This is a genomic window from Sphingomonas plantiphila (genome assembly GCF_046000505.1).
GTDB classification, from domain to species: domain Bacteria; phylum Pseudomonadota; class Alphaproteobacteria; order Sphingomonadales; family Sphingomonadaceae; genus Sphingomonas; species Sphingomonas plantiphila.
Window position 1 is genome coordinate 401,360 of the sequence record NZ_JBELQC010000003.1, and the last position, 20,842, is coordinate 422,201.

Here is a 20,842-nt window from a genome sequence, read left to right on the forward strand (position 1 = left end):
CGTAGCGGTTACTCGCCGCGCAGGGCGAGGCCGCGGTCGATATCGCGGGCGACCACCGCTGCGGTCATCCGCGTCAAGAGCCGCTGCGCCGCCCGCCACGCGCCTGGGGAGCGGCGGCGATCGGCGATCAGCATGCGGCTGCCCCAGCCATCGACCAGCTGCTGCATGTCGGAAGCCTGGCCGATGCGGTCCCGTCCGGTCACGACCATGGAAGGAAAGGGGAGGAGCACGCGCGGCGAGGCGAGCAGCGCACCTTCCGTACCGGTCGGTTGGACCGGGTCGAACAGCAGCGCGCCGGCTACCCGATCGGCATAATGCCGCGGCGACAGGCGTGCCCACCAGGCAGCGGCCGCGCATCCCAGCCCCTCGGCAACCAGCAGTACCGCACGATCGGCGTTCAGCACGGCATCGTCGATACGGCTGGCCCACAGGTTCCGCTGCGACGCGCTGCGCGTATCGAGCGCGAGGTGCGTGTCGCCTTCGACGGGCCAGCCCAAACGATCGCTCCACACCGGCGCGCCCGCCCGGCGATCGGCGATGGTGAGGATTGAGAAACGGTCTGCAGGGGCGGTAAGGGTCAGTGCGGTCATGGCCGGAACATCTCCCGTTCGAACGCGATGCGCTCAGGCGCGCGGCCCGGTTGCACGGCGGCCGCGACAGGAGGTCTTCTAACCGGAAACCTATTCCCAGTAAAGCGATAGATAAATGGTCGGGGAAAGAGGATTCGAACCTCCGGCCCCTGCCTCCCGAAGGCAGTGCTCTACCAGGCTGAGCTATTCCCCGACTGAGCGGCGCAGTCCTTGTCAAAGGCCCCGGGTGGGCAGACCGCGCCGCTTGGAGGCGCGCCTATAACCGCAGCAATCGGGCCTTGCAAGCGCCTCCGATCGCTTTTTTACCCGCCCCGCGCGTCGAGCATTCCGGTCACGCTGGTGAACTTTTCACGCGGAGAATCGATGCGCGCGGCGGCGATTTCGGCGGCGTCGATCTTCTGCCAGTCGCGGAAGGTGACGACTTCGACATCGCGCGATGCCAGCAGCGCGTCGAGCGCCGGGCGGCCGCCCTTGCCGCTGCCGTGCGGAACGTCCTCGGCAATCTTCTCGGCGATCGCGAAGCCGTCGGGGCGGTTGGTGCCGATCGTGCCGGTGGGTCCGCGGCGCGCCCAGCCGACCGCATAGAGGCCCGGCAGCACGCGCCCCTCGTCATTGGCGAAGCGCCCGGCGCGGTCGTCATAGGGCACACCCTCGATCCGCGGCGTGCGATATCCGATGCACGATACGACAAGGGTGGCGGGAATCGCATAGGTCTCGCCCGTGCCGACCGCCGCGCCGCGTTCGTCCAGCCGGGTGCGCTCGACGATCACCCGCTCGACGCGGCCATCGCCCTCGATCCGCACCGGCATGGCGAAGAAGTCGAAGACGATGTGCACCGGTTTGTCGATGCTGGCGCCGGCGAAGTTGCGCAGATGCGTCACAGACTTGCGCAGGCCGGGTTCGAGCAGTGCGTCGTCGAGTTCGGGCGGGAAATCGGCGGCGTCGACCACCGGGGCGGCGCGTTGGAGCTCTCCCAGCTCGCCCAGCTCCTTGGGCGTCATCGCGATCTGGTGGGGCCCACGACGACCGAGCAGCGTGATCGTCTCGATCCCCGAGTCCGTGAGTGCATCGAGTGCGTGGCTGACGATGTCCGATCCCGCAAACTCCGCGCGCGTCTTGGCCAGCACGCGCGCTACGTCGAGCGCGACATTGCCGTTGCCGATCACCACCGCGCCCGGTCCCCCGAGCGGCGGGGCCAGTCCTGCGAAATCGGGATGGCCGTTATACCAGCCGACGAACGCGGCTGATCCGGTGACGCCGGGCAGTTCGGCGCCGGGGATTTCCAGCGGTCGGTCCGACGGCGCGCCGGTCGCCAGCACGACCGCGTCGTACAGGCCCATGAGTTCGGGAATGGTGACGTCGCTGCCCACCGTCACATTGCCGACGAAGCGGACATTGTCGGTCAGTGCCACCGCCTCGTACCGGCGTGAGACACCCTTAATCGACTGGTGGTCGGGCGCGACGCCGCTGCGGATCAGGCCGAAGGGGACCGGCAACCGGTCGATGATATCGACCCGGACATCCTCCCCGAACTGCTTCTGGCAAGCTTCGGCGGTATAATAGCCCGCCGGCCCTGATCCGATCACCGCGATATGCCGCATGCCCGGTCCTTTTTATGATGTGGCGAAAGGCTAGCGGGGAAATGGGGAAGGGCAAGGGGCTTGCGGCGGGCTACGCGATTCAACAGCGCAACCGCGCGCCTCTCGACCGCCGCGATGGCGTGGATTAGAGTTTCGCCCGACGGCAACGCCGGGCCGGCCCCGGGGGTCGATGCTGCGCGGGGAGGGTGGACGATGACGATGCAGACCGACACGGGCGAGGATCGCTGGCCGCTGCTTGCCCCGATCCTTGCGGCGCTCGGGCTGATCACCGGCCTTATCGTCCACTGGATTTTCGGGACGGGGTATCAACCGCAGATCAGCGCGGTGCGGCTCGCGCTGCTCAGCTTCGTCAGCGTGACGGCGATCCTGTTCGGTTTCGTCGTCCTTCGCACCGACCTCATCCGTTCGGCGGCGTTCGCGCTCGCGTGCGGCGTGATTGCGGCGCTGATCGTCTATTTCAACGGCGCGACATCGGGATGGAGCGCGACCGAGGGGTGGCGGCTCGTCTGCCTCGCGCTCGCCATCGGCATCGTCGCGCCGCTGTTTCAGGCAGGTCGCGAGGGCGGGTATCGTCCACTGTCCTATCCTCTGGCGCACGATCACGCCTGGACCAATGCAGTGCTGTGGTGCCTTGGCTGGGCGTTCGTCGGTGTCGTGCTTCTGCTGTCGTTCCTGCTCGCCGCACTGTTCGACCTGATCGGGATCGACCTGCTCAAGGACCTGCTGCGGAAGGAATGGTTCTGGCGACCGCTGGTTGGCCTTGCCTTTGGTCTCGGCCTTGCGCTGCTGCGGGAGCAGCGGCGGATCGTCGGACTGCTTCAGAATGTCGCGATGCTGGTGCTCGGCGTGCTGGCGCCGGTGCTGGCGGTCGGGCTGGGGCTGTTCCTGATCGCGCTGCCCTTCACCGGGCTGCAGCCGCTATGGGACGCGACCAAGGCAACGACGCCGATCCTGCTCGCGTGCGCGGTCGGGGCGCTGCTGCTGGTCAATGCGGTGATCGGCAATGGCGGCGACGACGCACAGCGTAACCGCGTGCTGCGCTGGGCTGCGCTGGTTCTGGCGGTGGCGATCCTGCCGCTGGTGGTGATCGCCGCGATCGCAACCGGGCTGCGCATCGGCCAATATGGCTTCACGCCCGAGCGGCTATGGGGCCTGACCTTCGTCATCATCGCAAGCGTGGTTGCGGTCGCCTACCTCGTCAGCGTGATCCGGGGGCGCGGCGCTTGGGCAGAGCGGGTGCGCCCTGCCAACCTGCATCTGGCGATGATCGTCTGCGGTGTCGCGCTGCTGCTGGCGACGCCGCTGGTGAGCTTCAATGCGATCTCGACCCGCGATCAAGTCGCGCGGCTGGAGTCGGGCGAGGTGACACCGGACAAGTTCGACTGGGCGGCGCTGGCGTTCGATTTCGGGGAGCCGGGGCGGCGGGCGCTGGAGCGCCTTGTGTCGTCACGTGAACCAAAGGTTAGCAAGCCTGCGCAAGTCGCGGCAGCGGCTAAAAGTCGGTGGGAGCTGATGGGGACGGGGCAAGAGCAGGGCCGTCTATTTGGGATCGAGAAGCGGGTGAGAATGCTTCCCCGCCCTGTCCCCCTCACGCCAGAGCTTCGCGGGATACTCGCTGACTACAAGCTATGCGGCGATAGTGAAGTGCGTTGCACGATGTATGTTTTGCCCGGGGAGCAGCAGGCAGTCGTCTACCGAGATTCGTGCATCGAGTCCTACAGAGAGGCGCATACGGGGCGCTCGGGTGTCGATTGGAGCTGCAGAAACCCTTGGCGGATCGAACGTGCCAATGGAAAATGGCGGTTTGTGGATACGGGCATAACTGATCCGGCTGTCAGAGTGGCGCTAAGCGAGGGATATCGCAAAGGCGCTATCGAAGTCCGCCCGGTCCAGCGGCGCCAGGTCTTCGTCGGCGGCGTGCCGGTCGGCGATCCGTTCGAATAACCCCGCTTGCTGAAACGGGGGCGTCGCTGCTAGGCGCGCGCTTATGTCCGTAGATACCGCCACCGTGAAGAAGGTCGCGAGCCTTGCGCGCATCGCGATCAGCGATGCCGACGCCGAGCGGCTTGCGCCAGAGCTCAACAACATCCTCGGCTGGATCGAGCAGCTGGGCGAGGTCGATACCTCCTCGGTCGAGCCCATGACCGCCGTGATCCCCAACACGCTGCGCCTGCGCGACGACGTCGTGAACGACGGCGACATGCGCGACGCGGTGCTCGCCAACGCCCCGCTCGCCGAGCATGGCTTTTTCACCGTGCCGAAGGTGATCGAATAATGACCGATCTCACCACCCTCGGCGTCGCGGCGCTGCGTGACGGCGTTCGTACCGGCGAATTCTCCGCACGCGAGGTCGCCGACGCCTTCATCGTCAAGGTGAGCGCGGCGAAGGCGCTCAACGCGTTCATCGTCGAAACGCCCGAGCACGCGCTCGCCGCCGCGAAGGAGGCCGACACCGCGCGTGCCGCTGGCGAGACGCTCAAGCCGCTTGCCGGCGTGCCGATCGGGATGAAGGACCTGTTCTGCACCAAGGGCGTGCAGACCACCGCCGCGAGCCACATGCTGGAAGGGTTCAAGCCGGTCTATGAATCGACCGTCTCGCAGAAATTGTGGGACGCGGGCGCGGGGATGCTGGGCAAGCTGAACCTCGACCAGTTCGCGATGGGATCGTCGAACGAGACCAGCTATTTCGGCAACGTGATCAGCCCGTGGCGGCGCAAGGATGGCGGCAACGCCCCGCTCGCGCCCGGCGGCTCGTCGGGCGGCAGCTCGGCGGCCATCAGCGCGCGGCTCGTGCCCGCGGCGACCGGCACCGATACCGGCGGCTCGATCCGCCAGCCCGCGGCCTTCACCGGCATCAGCGGCATCAAGCCGACCTATGGCCGCTGCTCGCGCTGGGGCGTGGTGGCGTTCGCCTCGTCGCTCGATCAGGCGGGGCCGATGGCGCGCGACGTGCGCGACTGCGCGATCATGCTGGAGGCAATGGCGGGCTTCGACGCGAAGGACGCGACCTCGCTCAAGCTCGACGTGCCCAAGTGGGAGCAGGGGCTGAACCCCGATCTGCGCGGCAAGAAGGTCGGCATTCCCAAGGAATATCGCGTCGAAGGCATGCCGACCGAGATCGAGGCGCTGTGGCAGCAGGGCATCGACTGGCTCAAGGATGCCGGAGCGGAGATTGTCGAAGTCTCGCTTCCCCACACCAAATACGCGCTGCCGGCCTATTACATCATCGCGCCGGCCGAGGCGTCGTCCAACCTCGCGCGCTATGACGGCGTGCGCTACGGTCAGCGCGACCTGCCCGATGGCGCGAACCTTCAGGAAATGTACGCCGCGACCCGTGCCGCCGGGTTCGGCCCGGAGGTACAGCGCCGCATCCTGATCGGCACCTATGTGCTCTCGGCGGGCTTCTACGACGCCTATTACACCCAGGCGCAGAAGGTCCGCACCCTGATCGCGCGCGATTTCGAGCGGGCGTGGCTGCAGTGCGACCTGCTGCTGACCCCGACCGCGCCGAGCGCCGCGTTCGCGCTGGGCGAGAAGAGCGCCGATCCGCTGGCGATGTATCTCAACGATGTGTTCACCGTGCCGTCGAGCCTCGCCGGCATCCCGGCGATGTCGGTGCCCGGCGGGCTGGACAAGGACGGGCTTCCGCTCGGCCTGCAGATCATCGGCAAGCCGCTGGACGAACAGGGCGTGCTGAACGCAAGCCTCGCGCTTGAGCAGCGCGCGGGGTTCACCGCGCGGCCGGAGCAATGGTGGTGAGTTTTTGTGCTCCTGCGAAAGCAGGAGCCTAGGGTTGCTTGGCACTGGGTTCCTGCTTTCGCAGGAACGCATGGGATGTTCGAAGAATGACTGAATACCGCATCAAAGGCGAAACCGGGGAGTGGGAGGTCGTGATCGGCCTGGAGGTCCATGCGCAGGTCACGTCCAACGCCAAGCTTTTCTCGGGCGCCGCCACCGCGTTCGGGGCGGAGCCGAATACGCAGGTCAGCCTCGTCGACGCGGCGATGCCGGGGATGCTGCCAGTGCCGAATGTCGAGTGCATCCGCCAGGCGGTGCGCACCGGCATGGCGATCGACGCGAAGATCAACAAATGGTCGCGCTTCGACCGCAAGAATTACTTCTACGCCGATCTGCCGCAGGGCTATCAGATCAGCCAGCTCTACCACCCGCTGGTGGGCGAGGGTGAGATCGAGATCGACGTCGAGGGCGAGACCAAGACGATCGGCGTGGAACGCATCCATGTCGAGCAGGACGCCGGCAAGCTGATGCACGACCAGCATCCGCGCCTGTCCTATGTAGACCTGAACCGCAGTGGCGTCGCGCTGATGGAGATCGTGTCGAAGCCCGACATGCGCTCGCCCGCCGAAGCCGGTGCCTATCTCGCCAAGCTGCGCTCGATCCTGCGCTATGTCGGGTCGTGCGACGGCAATATGGACCAGGGCTCGATGCGCGCCGACGTCAACGTGTCGGTGCGCAAGCCCGGCGCCGAGTTCGGCACGCGCACCGAGACCAAGAACGTCAACTCGGTCCGCTTCGTCATGCAGACGGTCGAGATCGAGGCCAAGCGCCAGATCGAGGTGCTGGAGAGCGGCGGCACGATCGTGCAGGAAACGCGCCTGTTCGACCCCGATCGCGGCGAAACGCGGTCGATGCGGTCGAAGGAAGACGCGCATGACTATCGCTACTTCCCCGATCCCGACCTGCTCCCGCTCGAACTCGACGATGCGTTTCTGGACGAATGCCGCAGGTCGCTGCCCGAACTGCCCGATGCCAAGCGCGCGCGCTACATTGCGGCCGGGGTGACGCCATACAATGCCGGCGTGCTGACCGCCGAGGTCGAGACCGCGCGCTATTTCGACGCGCTGCTCGATGCGGGCGCAAAGGGCGCGGCGGCGTCCAACTGGGTGACGTCCGAACTGTTCGGCGCGCTCAACAAGCTGGGCAAGGGGATCGAGGAGTCGCCGGTCAGCGCCGCACAGGCCGCCGAACTGCTCGGGCTCGTCGCCGACGGCACCATCTCGGGCAGCCTCGCCAAGCAGGTGTTCGAAATCATGCTCGAAACCGGCGACAATGCGGGCAAGATCGTTGAAGAGCGTGGGCTCAAGCAGACATCCGACACGGGCGCGATCGAAGCGGTGATCGCCGAGGTTCTTGCGAAGAACCCGGGTCAGCTCGAACAGTATCGCGGCGGCAAGGAGCAGCTGTTCGGCTTCTTCGTGGGTCAGACGATGAAGGCGATGGGCGGCAAGGCCAATCCGGGCGTCGTCAACGAGTTGCTGAAGAAGGCACTCGCGGGCTGACCCTGCCGCCGCGCGTCACTGCGCGGTATCGTCCTGGTTCTTGGTCACGCCGCCGGTTCCGCCGACGGCGCCGTCCACGCCTTCCGGCGGGGTGTCGTCCTGCACATTCTCGATGTCGCGATTGCTCCCGCTGACCGCGCGCTCGAGGTCGCTGTGGCTGTCGTGATCGGCGCCGGGCAGGCTGTCGGGGTGGGGATCGCGTTCGGGGTCGGTCATCTATCGTCTCCTTCGCCTCTGTAACGCGTCGCGTCGCGCAGCGCTCCATCGATCCCGCTTGCGTGCGGCGCCGAGCGCGATAATCTCCGCGCCGGGGCTGACGGCCTGCCGATTCGGCGGGAAGTCATTGAAATCGGAGGGGGTTCTCCCATGAAGGATTACGGTCTGGCTCGGCGCGCGTGCGCCGCGCTGACAGCGGCTGCGCTCGTTCTGCCGGGTATCGCGAGCGCGCAGGAACAGGCCCAGGCGACGCCGGTCTATCTCGAAGACAGCGGTTCGCCGTTCGGGAAATTGCCGACGGATGCCGGTGAGGCGGCCAAGGTCGAGATGCCGAAGCTGGACTTTACGCCGTCCGCAACCGATCCGGACAATTACGACAAATATTATTATTTCGTCCGCTCCGAAACGGACTTCCAGACCGCCTATGGCGATATCGTCGAGTGTGACGGCTATGCGCGTGGGTTGGCGAGCGGCATCACCTATACGCAGGCGCCCTACCCCTATGCCGGGACGCTGGCCGGTGCGGCCGGCGGAATGATCGGCAGCGCGATGGCGATGGCGATCTTCGGATCGGCGGAAAAGCGCCGGCTGCGCCGCGTCAACATGCGCCAGTGCATGAACTTCAAGGGCTATCGCCGCTACGGCCTCTCGAAAGACCTGTGGCAGGAATTCCATTTCGAGGAGGGGCTGTCCGACATGCCCGAGAGCCGTCGGTTTGACTATCTCAAGCGGCAGGCGCTGGTCGCCGCCACCGCCAATCCGCAGGGCGAGGAGCTGGGGCTGTGAAGACGCTGATGATGGCCGCGGCGGTGGCGCTGCTGGCCGCGGGTCCCGCGATGGCGGCGCCCGCCGCGAAGAAGGACAAGGTCGTGTTCGTCGAGGCGGCACCGGTGAAGGACAAGCCAGCCGTCACGCTCGACCCGGCCAAGGCCTATGTCATGCTCCGCTCCGACGCGGCGATCCCGCTGCACCTGATGCGCGTGCCCAGCGCCGAGGATCAGGCGAAATATGACGAACTGCGCGCCGACGCGCTGGTCGAGGCGCGCGAGAAATATGTGAAGAAGAAGGCGTCCTACGACAAGGCCAAGATCGCCTACGACAAGACACCCAAGGGGTCGCCGAAGCCCGAACTTCCCAAGGAACCGGTCGAACCGACCGAGGAGAATTTCGAATTCACCCCGTTCGGCCTGCTGACCGGCGTATCGATCGGCCCGCTCAACCGCTTCGCCAAGGGGGCGGGGGAGGACAAGGTGTCGACCTATGTCCAGGAGCTTACGCCGGGCACCTATCGCGTCTACGGCATGATGTCGGTGCTGCCCGGCGGCGGTGCCTTCGGCAGCTGCTTCTGCATGGGCAGCGTGAAGTTCGATGTGAAGGCGGGGGAGATCACCGATCTCGGCCGCTTCGTGTCTAAGGAAATGCCCAAGCGCGAGCCCGGCGACAATGCCAAGCCGATGCCGATCGCGCTCGATTATCGCCTGCCGGTCGCCGGCGACGCAGTGGATGCGCGCCTGCAGGCGCTGCCGGTGCGTCAGGCGTCGCTCAAGCCGGTCGGCAAGCTGCCCAACTATTTCGGCATGACCATCGACCGCTTCCCCGCGATCGATGGCGTCATGCGTTACGACCGCGACCGGATCGTCGATCTGACCGCGGGCAACTGATTCCTCAAGCCGTTGGCTGGATCGGCGTCGCGGGCGGCTCGCCGCCCGGCTGAGGCGCGGGGACGTCGATGTCGGGCGGCGGCGGGTTGATCTCGGGCGTCGTCGGCTCCGGCTGCCCCGGCTGGGGCGTCGGAGGCGCTTCGGGCGGGGGGACGGACGGTTCGGCGGGGATCGGCGGTTCGACGGGCATCGGAAACTCTCCTTTGCCCCTCCAACGTGCCGATCCCGGCTTTGGTTCAGGCGCTGGCGCTCAGTCGTCGATATTCCGCCGGAATGTTTCGGGCAGGAACATCAGGCCGACGACCAGCGTCAGCCCCGCGACCACGATCGGGTACCACAGGCCGTAATAGATATCCCCCGTCGCCGCGACCATCGCGAAGGCGGTGGTCGGCAGAAATCCGCCGAACCAGCCATTGCCGATATGATAGGGCAACGACATCGACGTGTAGCGGATGCGGCTGGGGAACAGCTCGACCAGCATCGCCGCGATCGGGCCATAGACCATCGTTACCAGCAGCACGAGCCAGGTGAGGATCGCCACCACCACCGGCTTGTTGATCTGCGCCGGATCGGCCTTTGACGGATACCCCGCCGCGGTCAGCGCGGCCTTCAGCTCGCCCTGAAATCCGGCGATCGCGGCCTTGCGCGCGCCGCCGGTCACCTGGGCGGGGTCGGGCGCGGTGAAGCTTGCGTCGCCGATGCGAACCACCGCCACCGTACCCGCCGGGGCGTCGATGCTCTGATAGCTGATCGCGTTTTTCGCCAGGAACGCCTTGGCGATGTCGCAGCTCTTGCTGTCGAACTTGTTGCCGCCGACCGGATCGAATTGCAGCGAGCAATCGTCGCCATTGGTCACCACCGTCACCGGCGCCGTCGTCACCGCCCGGGCAAGTGCTGGATTGGCCGCTTCAGACAGCGCGTGAAATGCAGGGAAATAGGTGATCACCGCCAGTGCGCAGCCCGCCATGATGATCGGCTTGCGCCCGATCCGGTCCGACAGCCAGCCGAAGAAGATGAAGAAGGGCGTGCCGATCACCAGCGCGATCGCGATCAGGATGTTGGTTGTGGCGCCGTCCACCATCAGCATCTTTTCGAGGAAGAACATCGCGTAGAACTGGCCGGTGTACCAGACCACGGCCTGCCCGGCGACCGCGCCGAGCAGCGCGACCAGCACCCATTTGGCGTTGCTCCAGCGCCCGAACGCCTCGGTCAGCGGCGCCTTCGACGTCGTGCCCTCCGCCTTCATCTTCTTGAACACCGGGCTTTCTTCGAGCTGCATGCGGATCCACAGCGACACGCCGAGCAGGATGATCGAGACGAGGAACGGCACGCGCCAGCCCCAGTCGCGGAACGCCTCTTCGCCTACCGCCATGCGCGTGCCGATCACGACCAGCAGCGCAGCGAACAGGCCGAGCGTCGCGGTCGTCTGGATGAAGCTGGTATACAGGCCGCGCTTGTTGTTCGGCGCATGCTCCGCGACATAGGTCGCCGCCCCGCCATATTCGCCGCCCAGCGCCAGACCCTGGACCAGCCGCATCGCGACCAGCAGGATCGGCGCCGCGACCCCGATCGTCGCATAGGAGGGGAGGAGGCCGACGACGAAGGTCGCCCCGCCCATCAGCCCCATCGTGACGAGGAAGGTGTTCTTGCGCCCGACCAGATCGCCGATCCGCCCGAACACGAGCGCGCCGAACGGGCGCACCGCGAACCCGGCCGCAAAGGCGGCGAGCGCAAAGATGAACCCGGTCGTCTCGTTCACGCCCGAGAAGAATTGCGCCGAGATGATCGTCGCGAGCAGCCCGTAGAGATAGAAATCATACCATTCGAACACCGTCCCCAGTGACGATGCGGTGATGACCAGCCTCTCGCTCTGAGTCGCTTCGTGATGCGTCGGCTGCGCCTCAGCCATGAATCCCCCTCCAGCTATGTTAGCGCTAAAAGATCACATTTTTTCGCGGAAACGAAGCGTTGTTGCGCGCAGCGGGTGACAGCAGGCGGTGAAAGTTACAGAAGGCCCGCAACTGAGATGGAGGATGTGATGGCCCAGACGATCTACCCCGTGCCGCAGGACTGGGCGGAGAACGCGCTGGTGGACGAAGCGGGCTATCAGGCGATGTACCGCCGCTCGGTCGAGGACCCCGAGGGCTTCTGGGGCGAGGCGGCGCAGCGGCTCGACTGGATCAAGCCGTTCACTCGCGTCAAGGACACCAGCTTCGACGAAGCCGATTTCGGCATCGCGTGGTTCTCCGACGGCACGCTCAACATCAGCGCCAATGCGCTCGACCGCCACCTCGCCGAGCGCGGCGACAGCGTCGCGATCCTGTGGGAAGCCGACGACCCCGCCGAGCCGCACCGTGCGATCACCTATCGCGAGCTGCATGCCGATGTCTGCCGCTTCGCCAATCTGCTCAAGGCGCAGGGCATCGGGCGCGGCGATCGCGTCACGCTGTATCTGCCGATGGTGCCCGAGGCCGCGGTGGCGATGCTCGCCTGCGCGCGGATCGGCGCGATCCACTCGATCGTCTTCGCCGGCTTCTCGCCCGACGCGCTCGCCGGACGGATCAGGGATTGCGACAGCCGCATCGTGCTGACCGCGGACGAGGGGCTGCGCGGCGGCAAGCGCATCCCGCTCAAGGCGAATGTCGACGCCGCGCTCAACCAGTGCATCGGCGTCGAGCGGGTGATCATGCTCCGCCGTACCGGTGCGGACGTGCCGATGGTGGAGGGCCGCGACATCGACTGGGCCGAGGCGGCGAGCCAGTCCGCCGATTGCGCGCCCGCGGAGATGAACGCGGAGGACCCGCTGTTCATCCTCTACACCTCGGGCTCGACCGGAAAGCCCAAGGGCGTGCTCCACACCACCGGCGGCTATGCCGTGTGGACGGCGATGACGCACGAATATGTCTTCGATTACCGCCCGGGTCAGATCTACTGGTGCGCCGCCGATATCGGCTGGGTCACCGGCCACAGCTATGTCGTCTACGGCCCGCTGATGAACGGCGCGACGAGCGTGATGTTCGAAGGCGTGCCCAACTGGCCCGATCCCTCGCGCTTCTGGCAGGTGGTCGACAAGTTCAAGGTCGAAATTTTCTACGGCGCCCCCACCGCGCTGCGCGCGCTGATGCGCGAGGGCGATGACTGGGTGACCAGGACCGACCGCAGCTCGCTGCGCCTGCTCGGCAGCGTCGGCGAGCCGATCAACCCGGAGGCCTGGTCCTGGTACCACCGCGTGGTCGGCGAGGGGCGCTGCCCGATCGTCGACACCTGGTGGCAGACCGAGACCGGCGGCGCGATGATCACCCCGCTGCCCGGCGCGACCGCGCTCAAGCCCGGCTCCGCGACCAAACCGTTTTTCGGCGTCCAGCCCGCGCTGCTCGACACCGACGGCAACGAGATCGCGGGGGCGGGCGACGGATGCCTGGTCATCAAGGACAGCTGGCCCGGCCAGATGCGCACCGTGTGGGGCGATCACGACCGCTTCTTCCAGACCTATTTCACCACCTTCAAGGGCGTCTATTTCACCGGCGACGGCTGCCGCCGCGACGAAGACGGCTATTACTGGATCACCGGCCGGATCGACGACGTGATCAACGTGTCGGGCCACCGCATGGGCACGGCGGAGATCGAAAGCGCGCTGGTCGCGCACCACAAGGTCGCCGAGGCGGCGGTGGTCGGCATGCCGCACGACATCAAGGGGCAGGGCATCTACGCCTTCGTCACCACCAATGCGGAGGTGACGCCCGACGCCGCGCTGCGCGCCGAGCTGATCAAATGGGTGCGACAGGAAATCGGCCCGATCGCCACGCCCGACGTGATCCAGTTCGCGCCCGCGCTGCCCAAGACCCGCTCGGGCAAGATCATGCGCCGCATCCTGCGCAAGATCGGCGAGAACGACGTCGGCAACCTCGGCGACACCTCGACGCTGGCCGATCCGTCGGTGGTGGATCACCTGCTCGCCAACCGGCCGCATCTCACGGAGGCGTGAGGTTCGGCGGCGTGCCCCAAGTGGTGAACCGATCAATACGGAGTTAGCGGAGCACTCTGACCTTTCCGCAAGCAAGGCGGCCATGACGGGGCGGCGGGAAGTGTGGGATGCCGTCCTTGCGGCTATGAGCCAAGCGCTACATGTTGAGGCAGCCAGCATGGCGCACCAACAGCTGAGGGGCGAATGTGCCTGTAAAACAAGGATGCATCTTCGCCAGCGTCGCTATTGGCGTTGTTTTGCTTGCGATGCTGTCGCGGCCCTATCGGCTGGAAACCGTAGAAAGCACCGTTTCGTCAAACGAAACAGGCTGCTCTATTTCTACGACCAGCAACGGGGGCTGGCGCGAAGAGGCCTGGACCACTCGAGTTGCCTACCCGTTGGACTTACGTGTATTTGTAGAAAATTGCACCGGTGTGCCTGAGGGGCGACCATATTCCGCGACGCTTGTATCCGTGCGGTCCGGAACGGTCATTGCTTCAGGGTTATCATGCTCCGGAACCAAACATGCAGAAGGTTATCCTTGTCGGCTTGAACTGCCACCCCTAGCCAAATTGGCTGGGCAAGATCGCTTTCAAGTTCGGGTCTTGAAGACCAGAGGACACGACGCGGGCACTGCCGAGTTGCAGCTGTTCCTCAAACGCGAATGGCGTAGCGCTCTGATCGACGGAATCATGTCGGTGTAGCGCGCGCGTCCGCAAAGGGGTCGTAAGCAGAACGGCGGCTCCGCGATCCTCCATCCTCTCAACGACTCCGTCCCAGCGGCACGATCGCCGGGCGGCCATGATGCTCCTCGATCCGCACCTCGATACCATAGACAGCGCGCAGATTATCGGTCGTGAGCACCGCCAGCGGCGCGCCGTCGGCGACGATGCGGCCGCGGTCGAGCAGGATGATCCGGTCGCAATAGCGCGCCGCCATGGTCAGGTCGTGGAGCACCGCGACCACGGTGCGCCCGGCCCGCGCCTCCTCGCTCAGCAACTCCATCACGTCGATCTGGTGCCCGGGGTCGAGGCTGGCGAGCGGCTCGTCGGCGATCAGCGCGGGCGCCTCGACCGCCAGCGCGCGGGCGAGCAGCACGCGGGCGCGCTCGCCGCCGGAGAGTTCGGTCGCGATCCGTTGGCGCAGCGGCAGCACGTCGGCGCGGTCCATCGCGCGCTCGATCGCGGCGGCATCGGCTTCCCCGAGCCGCGACATCGGTGCGAGGTGGGGTAGCCGGCCAAGGCCGACCAGCCGCTCGACCGTCAGCGGCCAGTGCAGCGTCTGGCCCTGCGGCAGATAGGCGATCCGGCGCGCCAGCTCGGCCCGCGCCATCTCCGCCGCATTCGCGCCATCGACCCGCACGCGGCCTTGCGCCGGCACCAGCGCCAGCATCGCCCGCGCGAGCGTCGACTTGCCCGCGCCGTTGGGGCCGACGATTCCGGTCAGCGTGCCGGGCGACAGGACGAAGCCGGCGTCGTGGACGACGGTCCGCTTGCCCAGCGCGACGCTGAGCTGCTCGACGGTCAGCGTCACCATAGCCGCCGCTCCCGCAGCAGGTGGAGAAGGAAGACGGGGACGCCCAGAAACGCGGTGACCACGCCCAGCTTGAGCTCGTTGGTGGTCGGCGCGATGCGCACGCCAAGGTCCGCGAGCGTCAGCAGCGCCGCGCCACCGATCGCCGAGGGGATCAGGATCGCCGACGGGCTGCGGTCGGTCAGCGGGCGCACGAGATGCGGGACGATCAGCCCGATAAAGCCGATCGCGCCCGATACCGCCACCGCGCCCCCGACACCGATCGCGGTGCCGAGCAGCAGGCGCAGACGGACAGCTCGCAGGTCGACGCCCAGCGCCGCCGCACCATCCTCGCCCAGCGTCAGCGCGTCGAGCGCGCGGCCATTCCACAGCAGCAGGCCCGCCCCGATCGCGATGCAGGGCAGGGCGATGGCGACATGCTCGAACGACCGGTTCTCCAGACTGCCCAGCAACCACGTCATGATTTCCATCGCCGCAAACGGATTGGGCGACAGGTTGAGCGCAAGGCTGATCCCCGCGCCCGCCAGCGTCGACACGGCGATCCCCGCGAGGATCAGCGTCAGCGCACTCTCCGACCGCCCCGCCAGCGCGAACAGCAGCACGAGCGACAGCAGCGCGCTCAGGATCGCCAGCAGCGGCAGCACTGCGGGGTGAACGGCGGCAAACCCGAAATAGAGCGCCGCAACCGCGCCGAGCGACGCGGAACTCGACGTCCCCAGCACCGCCGGTTCGGCGAGCGGATTGCGCAGGAATCCCTGCAGCACCGCGCCGGCGAGCCCGAGCATCGCCCCGACCGCGAGGCTCAGCAGCGTGCGCGGCAGCCGCAGCTCGAACAGGATCATGGTGGCAACCCGGTCACCGCGCCCCGTCAGTGCGGCGATGATGCGCGCGAGGCCCAGATCGACCGGCCCGAACAGCAGCGATGCCAGCGCGGCGCACAGCGTCACGGCGGACAGGGCCGCGATCAGCGTCGAAAGATGGCGGCTCGATGTCATGCTGTGCCTCGCAAGTGCTTGCTGGCACGCGCCGCTCGGCTATGGAAGCGGCCATGGCGCGTCTTCGGCTTCTCACGCTCGGCATGATCGCATTCGGCGCGGGTGCCGTGGCATGGGCGGCGCGTCCCGCAACTCCGGAAGCCGCGCCCGCAGTTCCAAAGCGCGTGGTGTCGTTCAATCTCTGCGCGGACCAGCTCATCGTCGCGCTCGCCGATCGCGCGCAGATCGCCGGGCTCACCCGCAATGCCATCGATTCGGGAATGTCGGCGGTGGCAGATCGCGCGCGCGGCCTGCCCCTTCTGTCGAGCTCGGGGGAACAGATTCTCGCGATCCAGCCCGATCTGGTCGTTGGCATGCCCGCCGGCCCCGCCGCCGCGCTGATCGCGCGACAGGGCTATCCGACGCTCGATTTCCGCTTCGCCAACACGGTCGACGAAATCTATCTCTCGATCCGCGAGACCGCCGCCGCGCTGGGCCACCCGGCACGCGGCGAGGCGATGATCGCGCGGATGCAGGGCGATCTCGCCGCGATCCCGCGTACCGGGCGCGGCAGGGTCGCAGCCTTCTATCAGCGGCGCGGCTTCATGACTGGAACCGGTACGCTGGTCGACGATCTGATGCGTCGCGCGGGCCTGGTGAACCTCGCCGCGAAGCTCGGCAAGCCGCCGCTCGCGCAGGTCAGCATCGAGGAGATGGTCGCGGCGAAACCTGATTTCCTGATCGTCGACAGCGGAACCGACACGGTCGAGGATCAGGGAACCGAGATGCTGCACCATCCGGCGCTGCGCGACATCCCCCGCGTCCGCCTTCCGTCGGCATGGACCGTCTGCGCCGGCCCGGCCTATGTGCAAGCCGCGCGCAGCATCGCGGCGCAGGTCGCCCACCACCGCTGACCGCCGCCGCAAGGGCGCAACGCCGCCGCCAGCCGAAACCGGCGACGCCGCCCAAGGCAGCCCGCTGACGAGGCTGCCGGCGTGCATCAGAACGCTACGCGCACGCCGCCATAGGCACCGATCCCGGAGGTCGCAGTGCCGAAGATTTCCTCGTAATCGACGTCGAACAGATTCTCGACGCGGCCGAACAGCTGGATCGTCTCGGTCACGCGATAGCGCGCGGCGAGATTGACCAGCGTGTAGGGCTTCATCGACACGCGCACCGGCACATAGCTCGGATCGGTATAGGCGATATCGACGAACCGCCCATTGTGCCGCACCGTCAGCGTGGTCGAAAACCGCTCGTCCGCGCTTGCGAAGGTCGCGTTGAAGCTGGCGATGTCGCCGGGGCGCCGCACCTCCTCGACGCCATTTTCCTGCGCATCGACATGCGTGTAGCTCGCGTCGAGCCGCAGCTGCGGGATCGGGCGCGCGCTCGCGAACAGCTCGACGCCGTGCTGCTTGGACTCGGTCGCGCGGTTGGCCGGGGTCGCGACGAAGGTCGGCGCGGGATAGCTGGTATAGATCTCGTCGGTCAGCACCGTGTCGAAATAGGTCGCGCCGAAGCTGACCTTGCCGTCCAGCAACTCCTGATCGACCCCGGCTTCCCAGCCCTTCGACTGTTCGGGCTTGAGGTCCGGGTTGCCGATATAGCGGCCGTCCGAATAGCCATAGAGCTCGTAATAGCCGGGGTTCTTGACGCCGGTGCCATAGGCGGCGCGCAGCCGCGTTCCGGTGGCGAGGCGATAGCCGCCCTGCACGCGCCACGTCGTCGCATTGGCGAAGCGGTCATTGTCGTCGTGCCGCACCGATCCACCAAGCGCGAGCCCGCCCGCGGTCAGCTCATACTGGCCGACCAGCCCGACATTGGTGGTGCTGCGCTTGCCGGTGAACGCGTCGAACGGCGACCCGCTCGACGGCGTGGTGTTGCGATAATCCTCCCGCTCGACATCCACCGCACCGGTCACGCGGTGGCTCACCGCATCGCTTCCGAAGCGCAGGCTCGACACGAACGATCCCTTGTAGCGTTGGCCCTTGTCGCCATAATCGACCCCGAACGGCGAATAGTTGGTGCGCTCGGTGTCGGAGAATTGCCCGGTGAGCGTGTTGGTCCAGCGCCCGTCGAGCGCGGTCAGCTCGGCGCTCAACAGGCCGTAGATCGCATCGTTGACGAAATACACGCCGGGGCTGTCGATCGTGGTGCCAAAGGTCGGGCTGGTCGGGTCGCCATCGGTGTTGTTGGTATCGGCATCGGTATGGCTGTAGCGCAGCACGCCGGTCAGCTTGAACGTCTCGGTCGGGCGCCAGTTGAGCTTCACGCTCGCGCCGACGCTGTCCGCGCCGACCTTGCGGCTGCCCCCGCGCGCGGTGGGGACGCCGTCGCTGTGCAGCCAGCTTGCGGTCAGCGCATAGTCGAACGCGTCCGATGCACCCGCCGCGCGCGCCGCGGCGCTCACCGTGCCGAACGACCCGGCCTTCGCGCGCGCGCTGAAGCCGGGCGCCTCGGCGCCCGACAGGGTGATGTAGTGGATCACGCCGCCGATCGCGTCCGATCCGTAGAGCGACGATTGCTGCCCGCGCAGCACCTCGATCCGCGCGGCTGGATCGGCGATCAGCGTGCCGAAATCATATTCGCCCTGATAGGGGTCGGCGACCTCGATCCCGTCGACCAGCACCAGCACATGGTTCGCCTCGGTGCCGCGCACCCGGATCTGCGTCAGGCTGCCGATCCCGCCGGTGCGATTGACTGCGATACCCGGCACGTCGCGCAGCACGTCGGAAACGATCCGCGTCTGGCGGTCCTCCAGCGCCTGCGCGTCGATCACCGTGATCGATGCGGGGACGTCCTCCACGCGCACTTCCTCGCCGGAGCGCGAGGCGGTGACGACGACGTCGTCGGGCGCGTCGGCAGCGTCGGAATTGGCGAGCGCGGGCGACGCCGCGGCGATGGCGATCAGTGAAACGAAACCGGTCTTCAACATTGGTATTCCCCCCGCGCCTGAACGAGCGAGGGCAGGGGCCTGTCGTCCGCAGCTGCGAACGACCGGTGCGCTGTGGCAGACGGGCGCTGGAATCGCCTGACGCGCGCACCGAAGCGGCCCCGGCCGCTTGGGTCGTCGCTCAGACGGAGAACTACCGTGCCGTGGCCATCCCCTGGACCAAGGCAAGAGCGACCGGTGCGCTGGCAGGTCTCCTGGCTCGCGGGTCAGGGCGTGATGCACGGCCTTCCCGGGCCGCATGGCCCAGTGGCTGTTCCCTCGCGGGGAACCAGTGCATCGCGCTCGCCGCTTACAGTTGCAGGGACAGCTGCGGAGTTGGACGGTCGCCCGTCCGCACCGCATTCCCGTTTTAAGCCCCTTTCGGGGCACCGGCGCGATCATCGAGGCGCGGGGTTGCCCCCGATCCTCGCCCGGCCCAATAGGCGCGTGAGTCCGCGGCGGCAAGACATAAAGAATTCTTTATATCGCATTCGTCCTGACATCGGCGATTGAGGCTTCCCCGCGTCGCGTTTTCCTGATTGCTTGGCAGGCATGATGATCCGCGCCGCCCTGTCGCTCGCCCTGCTCGCTCCGCTGCCTGCCCTCGCGCAGGTGCCGGCCAGCCAGATCCCCGCCGCTCAGGTCGCGGAGGTCGACGCGCTGTTCGCCAGATATCGCGATCAGAACCCAAGCCCCGGCATGGTTTTTATGGTGATCAAGGACGGCAAGCCGGCCATGTCCTCGACGGTCGGCACGCAGACCCCCGGCGGCGTACCGGTCACCTTCGACACCCGCTTCCGCATCGCGTCGATGAGCAAGGCGTTCACCGCGCTCGCGATCCTCAAGCTGCGCGACGACGGCAAGCTGCGACTCGACGATCTCGCCGAAACGCACATCCCCGAAATGCGCGGCTGGACCTATCCGACGACCGACAGCCCGCGCATCCGCATCCGCGATCTGCTCGCGCATGTCGGCGGCATGGTCACCGACGATCCATGGGGCGACCGGCAACAGGTGCTGAGCGAAGCCGACTTCACGAAGATGATCGCCGCCGGCGTACCGTGGAGTCGCACCGGGCAGATGAGCCACGAATATTCCAACTTCGGCTATGCGCTGCTCGGCCGGATCGTCACCAACGTCTCGGGTCAGCCCTATCAGCGCTACATCGCGGGCACGATCCTGCAGCCGCTGGGCATGACCGCCACGACCTACGACATCGCGCAGGTGCCGCAGGACAAGCTAGCGCTCGGCTATCGCTGGCAGGATGAGAAGTGGGTCGAGGAACCGCGCATGCGCGACGGCGCGTTCGGGGCGATGGGCGGCATCATCACCACCGCCAACGATTACGCCAAATGGATCGGCTTCCTCCTCTCGGCCTGGCCGCCGCGCGACGGGGCGGAGACCGGGCCGGTCAAGCGCGCCACCGTGCGCGAGCTGGCGCAGGGCCTCAACTTCGTCCAGATCGGCCCGCGCCGCGGCGCGCCGGAAGGGGACAAATGCGTCCATGCCGTCGCCTATGGCAAGGGGATGCGGGTGACGCCCGATTGCGACCTCGGCCTCACCCTCGCGCATGGGGGCGGCTTCCCCGGCTATGGCAGCTTCCTCGTGCTGGCGCCGGAACGCGGCATCGCCGCCTTCGCCTTCACCAACAAGACCTATACCGCCCCCGCCGTGCCGGTCTGGCAGTCGCTATGGGCACTGGCGCGGGCAGGGGCGGCCGAGCCCCGCGAGCTCCCGCTCAACCCGCTGCTGGCGCAAATGCAGGACGCCGCCCGCGCCGCCTATGCCACAGGCGACCTCAAGCCGCTCGACGGCAAGCTCGCGATGAACTTCCTGATGGACCGCGACGCCGCCCACTGGCGAACGGAATTCGCGCGGATCAAGGCGCTGGTCGGCGACTGCCCAACCGCCGAACCGCTCTTCCCGACCGGCAACCTCACGACCGCCTTCCGCTGGAACTGCGCGAAGGGCAAGCTGGATGGCCAGATCCTGCTCAGCCCAACCAACCCGCCCGCGATCCAGGCGCTGCGGTTTGCGCCACGGCCGGATTGAGGGCGGACACCGTCTAGGC

General features: G+C 67.1%; 17 protein-coding genes, 1 tRNA gene and 1 riboswitch. Of the genes, 9 read left to right on the top strand and 9 right to left on the bottom strand.

Annotated elements, in window-relative coordinates:
- Nucleotides 1–8: 8 nt before the first annotated feature.
- The 3 genes from ABS767_RS17010 to ABS767_RS17020 form a co-directional block, all read right to left on the bottom strand.
- On the bottom strand, nucleotides 9–590 hold the full coding sequence (locus ABS767_RS17010; protein WP_408080537.1) for an alpha/beta hydrolase: 582 nt from the start codon (nucleotides 588–590) through the stop codon (nucleotides 9–11).
- Nucleotides 591–706: 116 nt separating this feature from the next.
- Nucleotides 707–783 (bottom strand) — tRNA-Pro (locus tag ABS767_RS17015).
- Nucleotides 784–892: 109 nt separating this feature from the next.
- A complete protein-coding gene (locus tag ABS767_RS17020) occupies nucleotides 893–2,191 on the bottom strand; it encodes an FAD-dependent oxidoreductase (protein WP_408080539.1) in 1,299 nt (432 codons plus the stop codon).
- A gap of 114 nt (nucleotides 2,192–2,305) precedes the next feature.
- Between ABS767_RS17020 and ABS767_RS17025 the strand changes: the two genes are divergently transcribed.
- The 4 genes from ABS767_RS17025 (at nucleotide 2,306) to gatB (ending at nucleotide 7,491) form a co-directional block, all read left to right on the top strand.
- Nucleotides 2,306–4,135, top strand: a complete 1,830-nt coding sequence (locus tag ABS767_RS17025) for a DUF4153 domain-containing protein (protein ID WP_408080541.1) — start codon at nucleotides 2,306–2,308, stop codon at nucleotides 4,133–4,135.
- A 43-nt stretch (nucleotides 4,136–4,178) separates the two neighbouring features.
- Nucleotides 4,179–4,466: an Asp-tRNA(Asn)/Glu-tRNA(Gln) amidotransferase subunit GatC gene (gene gatC, locus ABS767_RS17030; protein ID WP_145845652.1), complete on the top strand. Its 288-nt coding sequence runs from the start codon at nucleotides 4,179–4,181 to the stop codon at nucleotides 4,464–4,466.
- Nucleotides 4,466–5,950 carry an Asp-tRNA(Asn)/Glu-tRNA(Gln) amidotransferase subunit GatA gene (gene gatA / locus ABS767_RS17035; RefSeq protein ID WP_408080543.1) on the top strand — a complete coding sequence of 495 codons (1,485 nt, stop codon included), beginning with the start codon at nucleotides 4,466–4,468 and terminating at the stop codon, nucleotides 5,948–5,950. Before gatC ends, gatA begins: the two co-directional genes overlap by 1 nt.
- Before the next feature lie 86 nt (nucleotides 5,951–6,036).
- The gene (gene gatB, locus ABS767_RS17040; protein ID WP_408080545.1) at nucleotides 6,037–7,491 is read left to right on the top strand and encodes an Asp-tRNA(Asn)/Glu-tRNA(Gln) amidotransferase subunit GatB; all 1,455 of its coding nucleotides are present in this window, start codon (nucleotides 6,037–6,039) and stop codon (nucleotides 7,489–7,491) included.
- Nucleotides 7,492–7,506: 15 nt separating this feature from the next.
- Here gatB and ABS767_RS17045 read toward each other — a convergent pair whose 3' ends face one another.
- The gene (locus ABS767_RS17045; RefSeq protein WP_408080547.1) at nucleotides 7,507–7,707 is read right to left on the bottom strand and encodes a hypothetical protein; all 201 of its coding nucleotides are present in this window, start codon (nucleotides 7,705–7,707) and stop codon (nucleotides 7,507–7,509) included.
- Between the two features lie 150 nt (nucleotides 7,708–7,857).
- Here ABS767_RS17045 and ABS767_RS17050 point away from each other — a divergent pair, with 150 nt between their 5' ends.
- The gene (locus tag ABS767_RS17050; RefSeq protein ID WP_408080549.1) at nucleotides 7,858–8,493 is read left to right on the top strand and encodes a hypothetical protein; all 636 of its coding nucleotides are present in this window, start codon (nucleotides 7,858–7,860) and stop codon (nucleotides 8,491–8,493) included.
- On the top strand, nucleotides 8,490–9,368 hold the full coding sequence (locus ABS767_RS17055; protein WP_408080551.1) for a hypothetical protein: 879 nt from the start codon (nucleotides 8,490–8,492) through the stop codon (nucleotides 9,366–9,368). Before ABS767_RS17050 ends, ABS767_RS17055 begins: the two co-directional genes overlap by 4 nt.
- Nucleotides 9,369–9,372: 4 nt before the next feature.
- Here ABS767_RS17055 and ABS767_RS17060 read toward each other — a convergent pair whose 3' ends face one another.
- Both ABS767_RS17060 and ABS767_RS17065 read right to left on the bottom strand, forming a co-directional pair.
- Entirely contained in the window at nucleotides 9,373–9,558 is a 186-nt protein-coding gene (locus ABS767_RS17060; protein ID WP_408080553.1) for a hypothetical protein, read from the bottom strand.
- A 60-nt stretch (nucleotides 9,559–9,618) separates the two neighbouring features.
- Nucleotides 9,619–11,277, bottom strand: coding sequence for an MFS transporter (locus ABS767_RS17065; RefSeq protein WP_408080555.1), 1,659 nt, complete (start codon nucleotides 11,275–11,277; stop codon nucleotides 9,619–9,621).
- 129 nt (nucleotides 11,278–11,406) lie between these two features.
- On the opposite strand from ABS767_RS17065, the gene acs reads away from it, so the two are divergent.
- Nucleotides 11,407–13,353: an acetate--CoA ligase gene (gene acs, locus ABS767_RS17070; protein WP_408080557.1), complete on the top strand. Its 1,947-nt coding sequence runs from the start codon at nucleotides 11,407–11,409 to the stop codon at nucleotides 13,351–13,353.
- A 741-nt stretch (nucleotides 13,354–14,094) separates the two neighbouring features.
- On the opposite strand, the gene ABS767_RS17075 is transcribed toward acs, so the two are convergent.
- Nucleotides 14,095–14,868 (bottom strand): ABC transporter ATP-binding protein, encoded by a 774-nt coding sequence (locus ABS767_RS17075; RefSeq protein WP_408080559.1) that lies wholly within the window; start codon nucleotides 14,866–14,868, stop codon nucleotides 14,095–14,097.
- Nucleotides 14,862–15,860: a FecCD family ABC transporter permease gene (locus ABS767_RS17080; RefSeq protein WP_408080561.1), complete on the bottom strand. Its 999-nt coding sequence runs from the start codon at nucleotides 15,858–15,860 to the stop codon at nucleotides 14,862–14,864. Before ABS767_RS17080 ends, ABS767_RS17075 begins: the two co-directional genes overlap by 7 nt.
- Nucleotides 15,861–15,913: 53 nt before the next feature.
- On the opposite strand from ABS767_RS17080, the gene ABS767_RS17085 reads away from it, so the two are divergent.
- Nucleotides 15,914–16,753, top strand: coding sequence for an ABC transporter substrate-binding protein (locus ABS767_RS17085; protein WP_408080563.1), 840 nt, complete (start codon nucleotides 15,914–15,916; stop codon nucleotides 16,751–16,753).
- A gap of 86 nt (nucleotides 16,754–16,839) precedes the next feature.
- On the opposite strand, the gene ABS767_RS17090 is transcribed toward ABS767_RS17085, so the two are convergent.
- Nucleotides 16,840–18,774: a TonB-dependent receptor plug domain-containing protein gene (locus ABS767_RS17090; protein ID WP_408080565.1), complete on the bottom strand. Its 1,935-nt coding sequence runs from the start codon at nucleotides 18,772–18,774 to the stop codon at nucleotides 16,840–16,842.
- 185 nt (nucleotides 18,775–18,959) lie between these two features.
- Nucleotides 18,960–19,180: riboswitch (cobalamin riboswitch) on the bottom strand.
- 146 nt (nucleotides 19,181–19,326) lie between these two features.
- Here ABS767_RS17090 and ABS767_RS17095 point away from each other — a divergent pair.
- Nucleotides 19,327–20,823, top strand: a complete 1,497-nt coding sequence (locus ABS767_RS17095; protein WP_408080567.1) for a serine hydrolase domain-containing protein — start codon at nucleotides 19,327–19,329, stop codon at nucleotides 20,821–20,823.
- Nucleotides 20,824–20,842 lie beyond the last annotated feature (19 nt).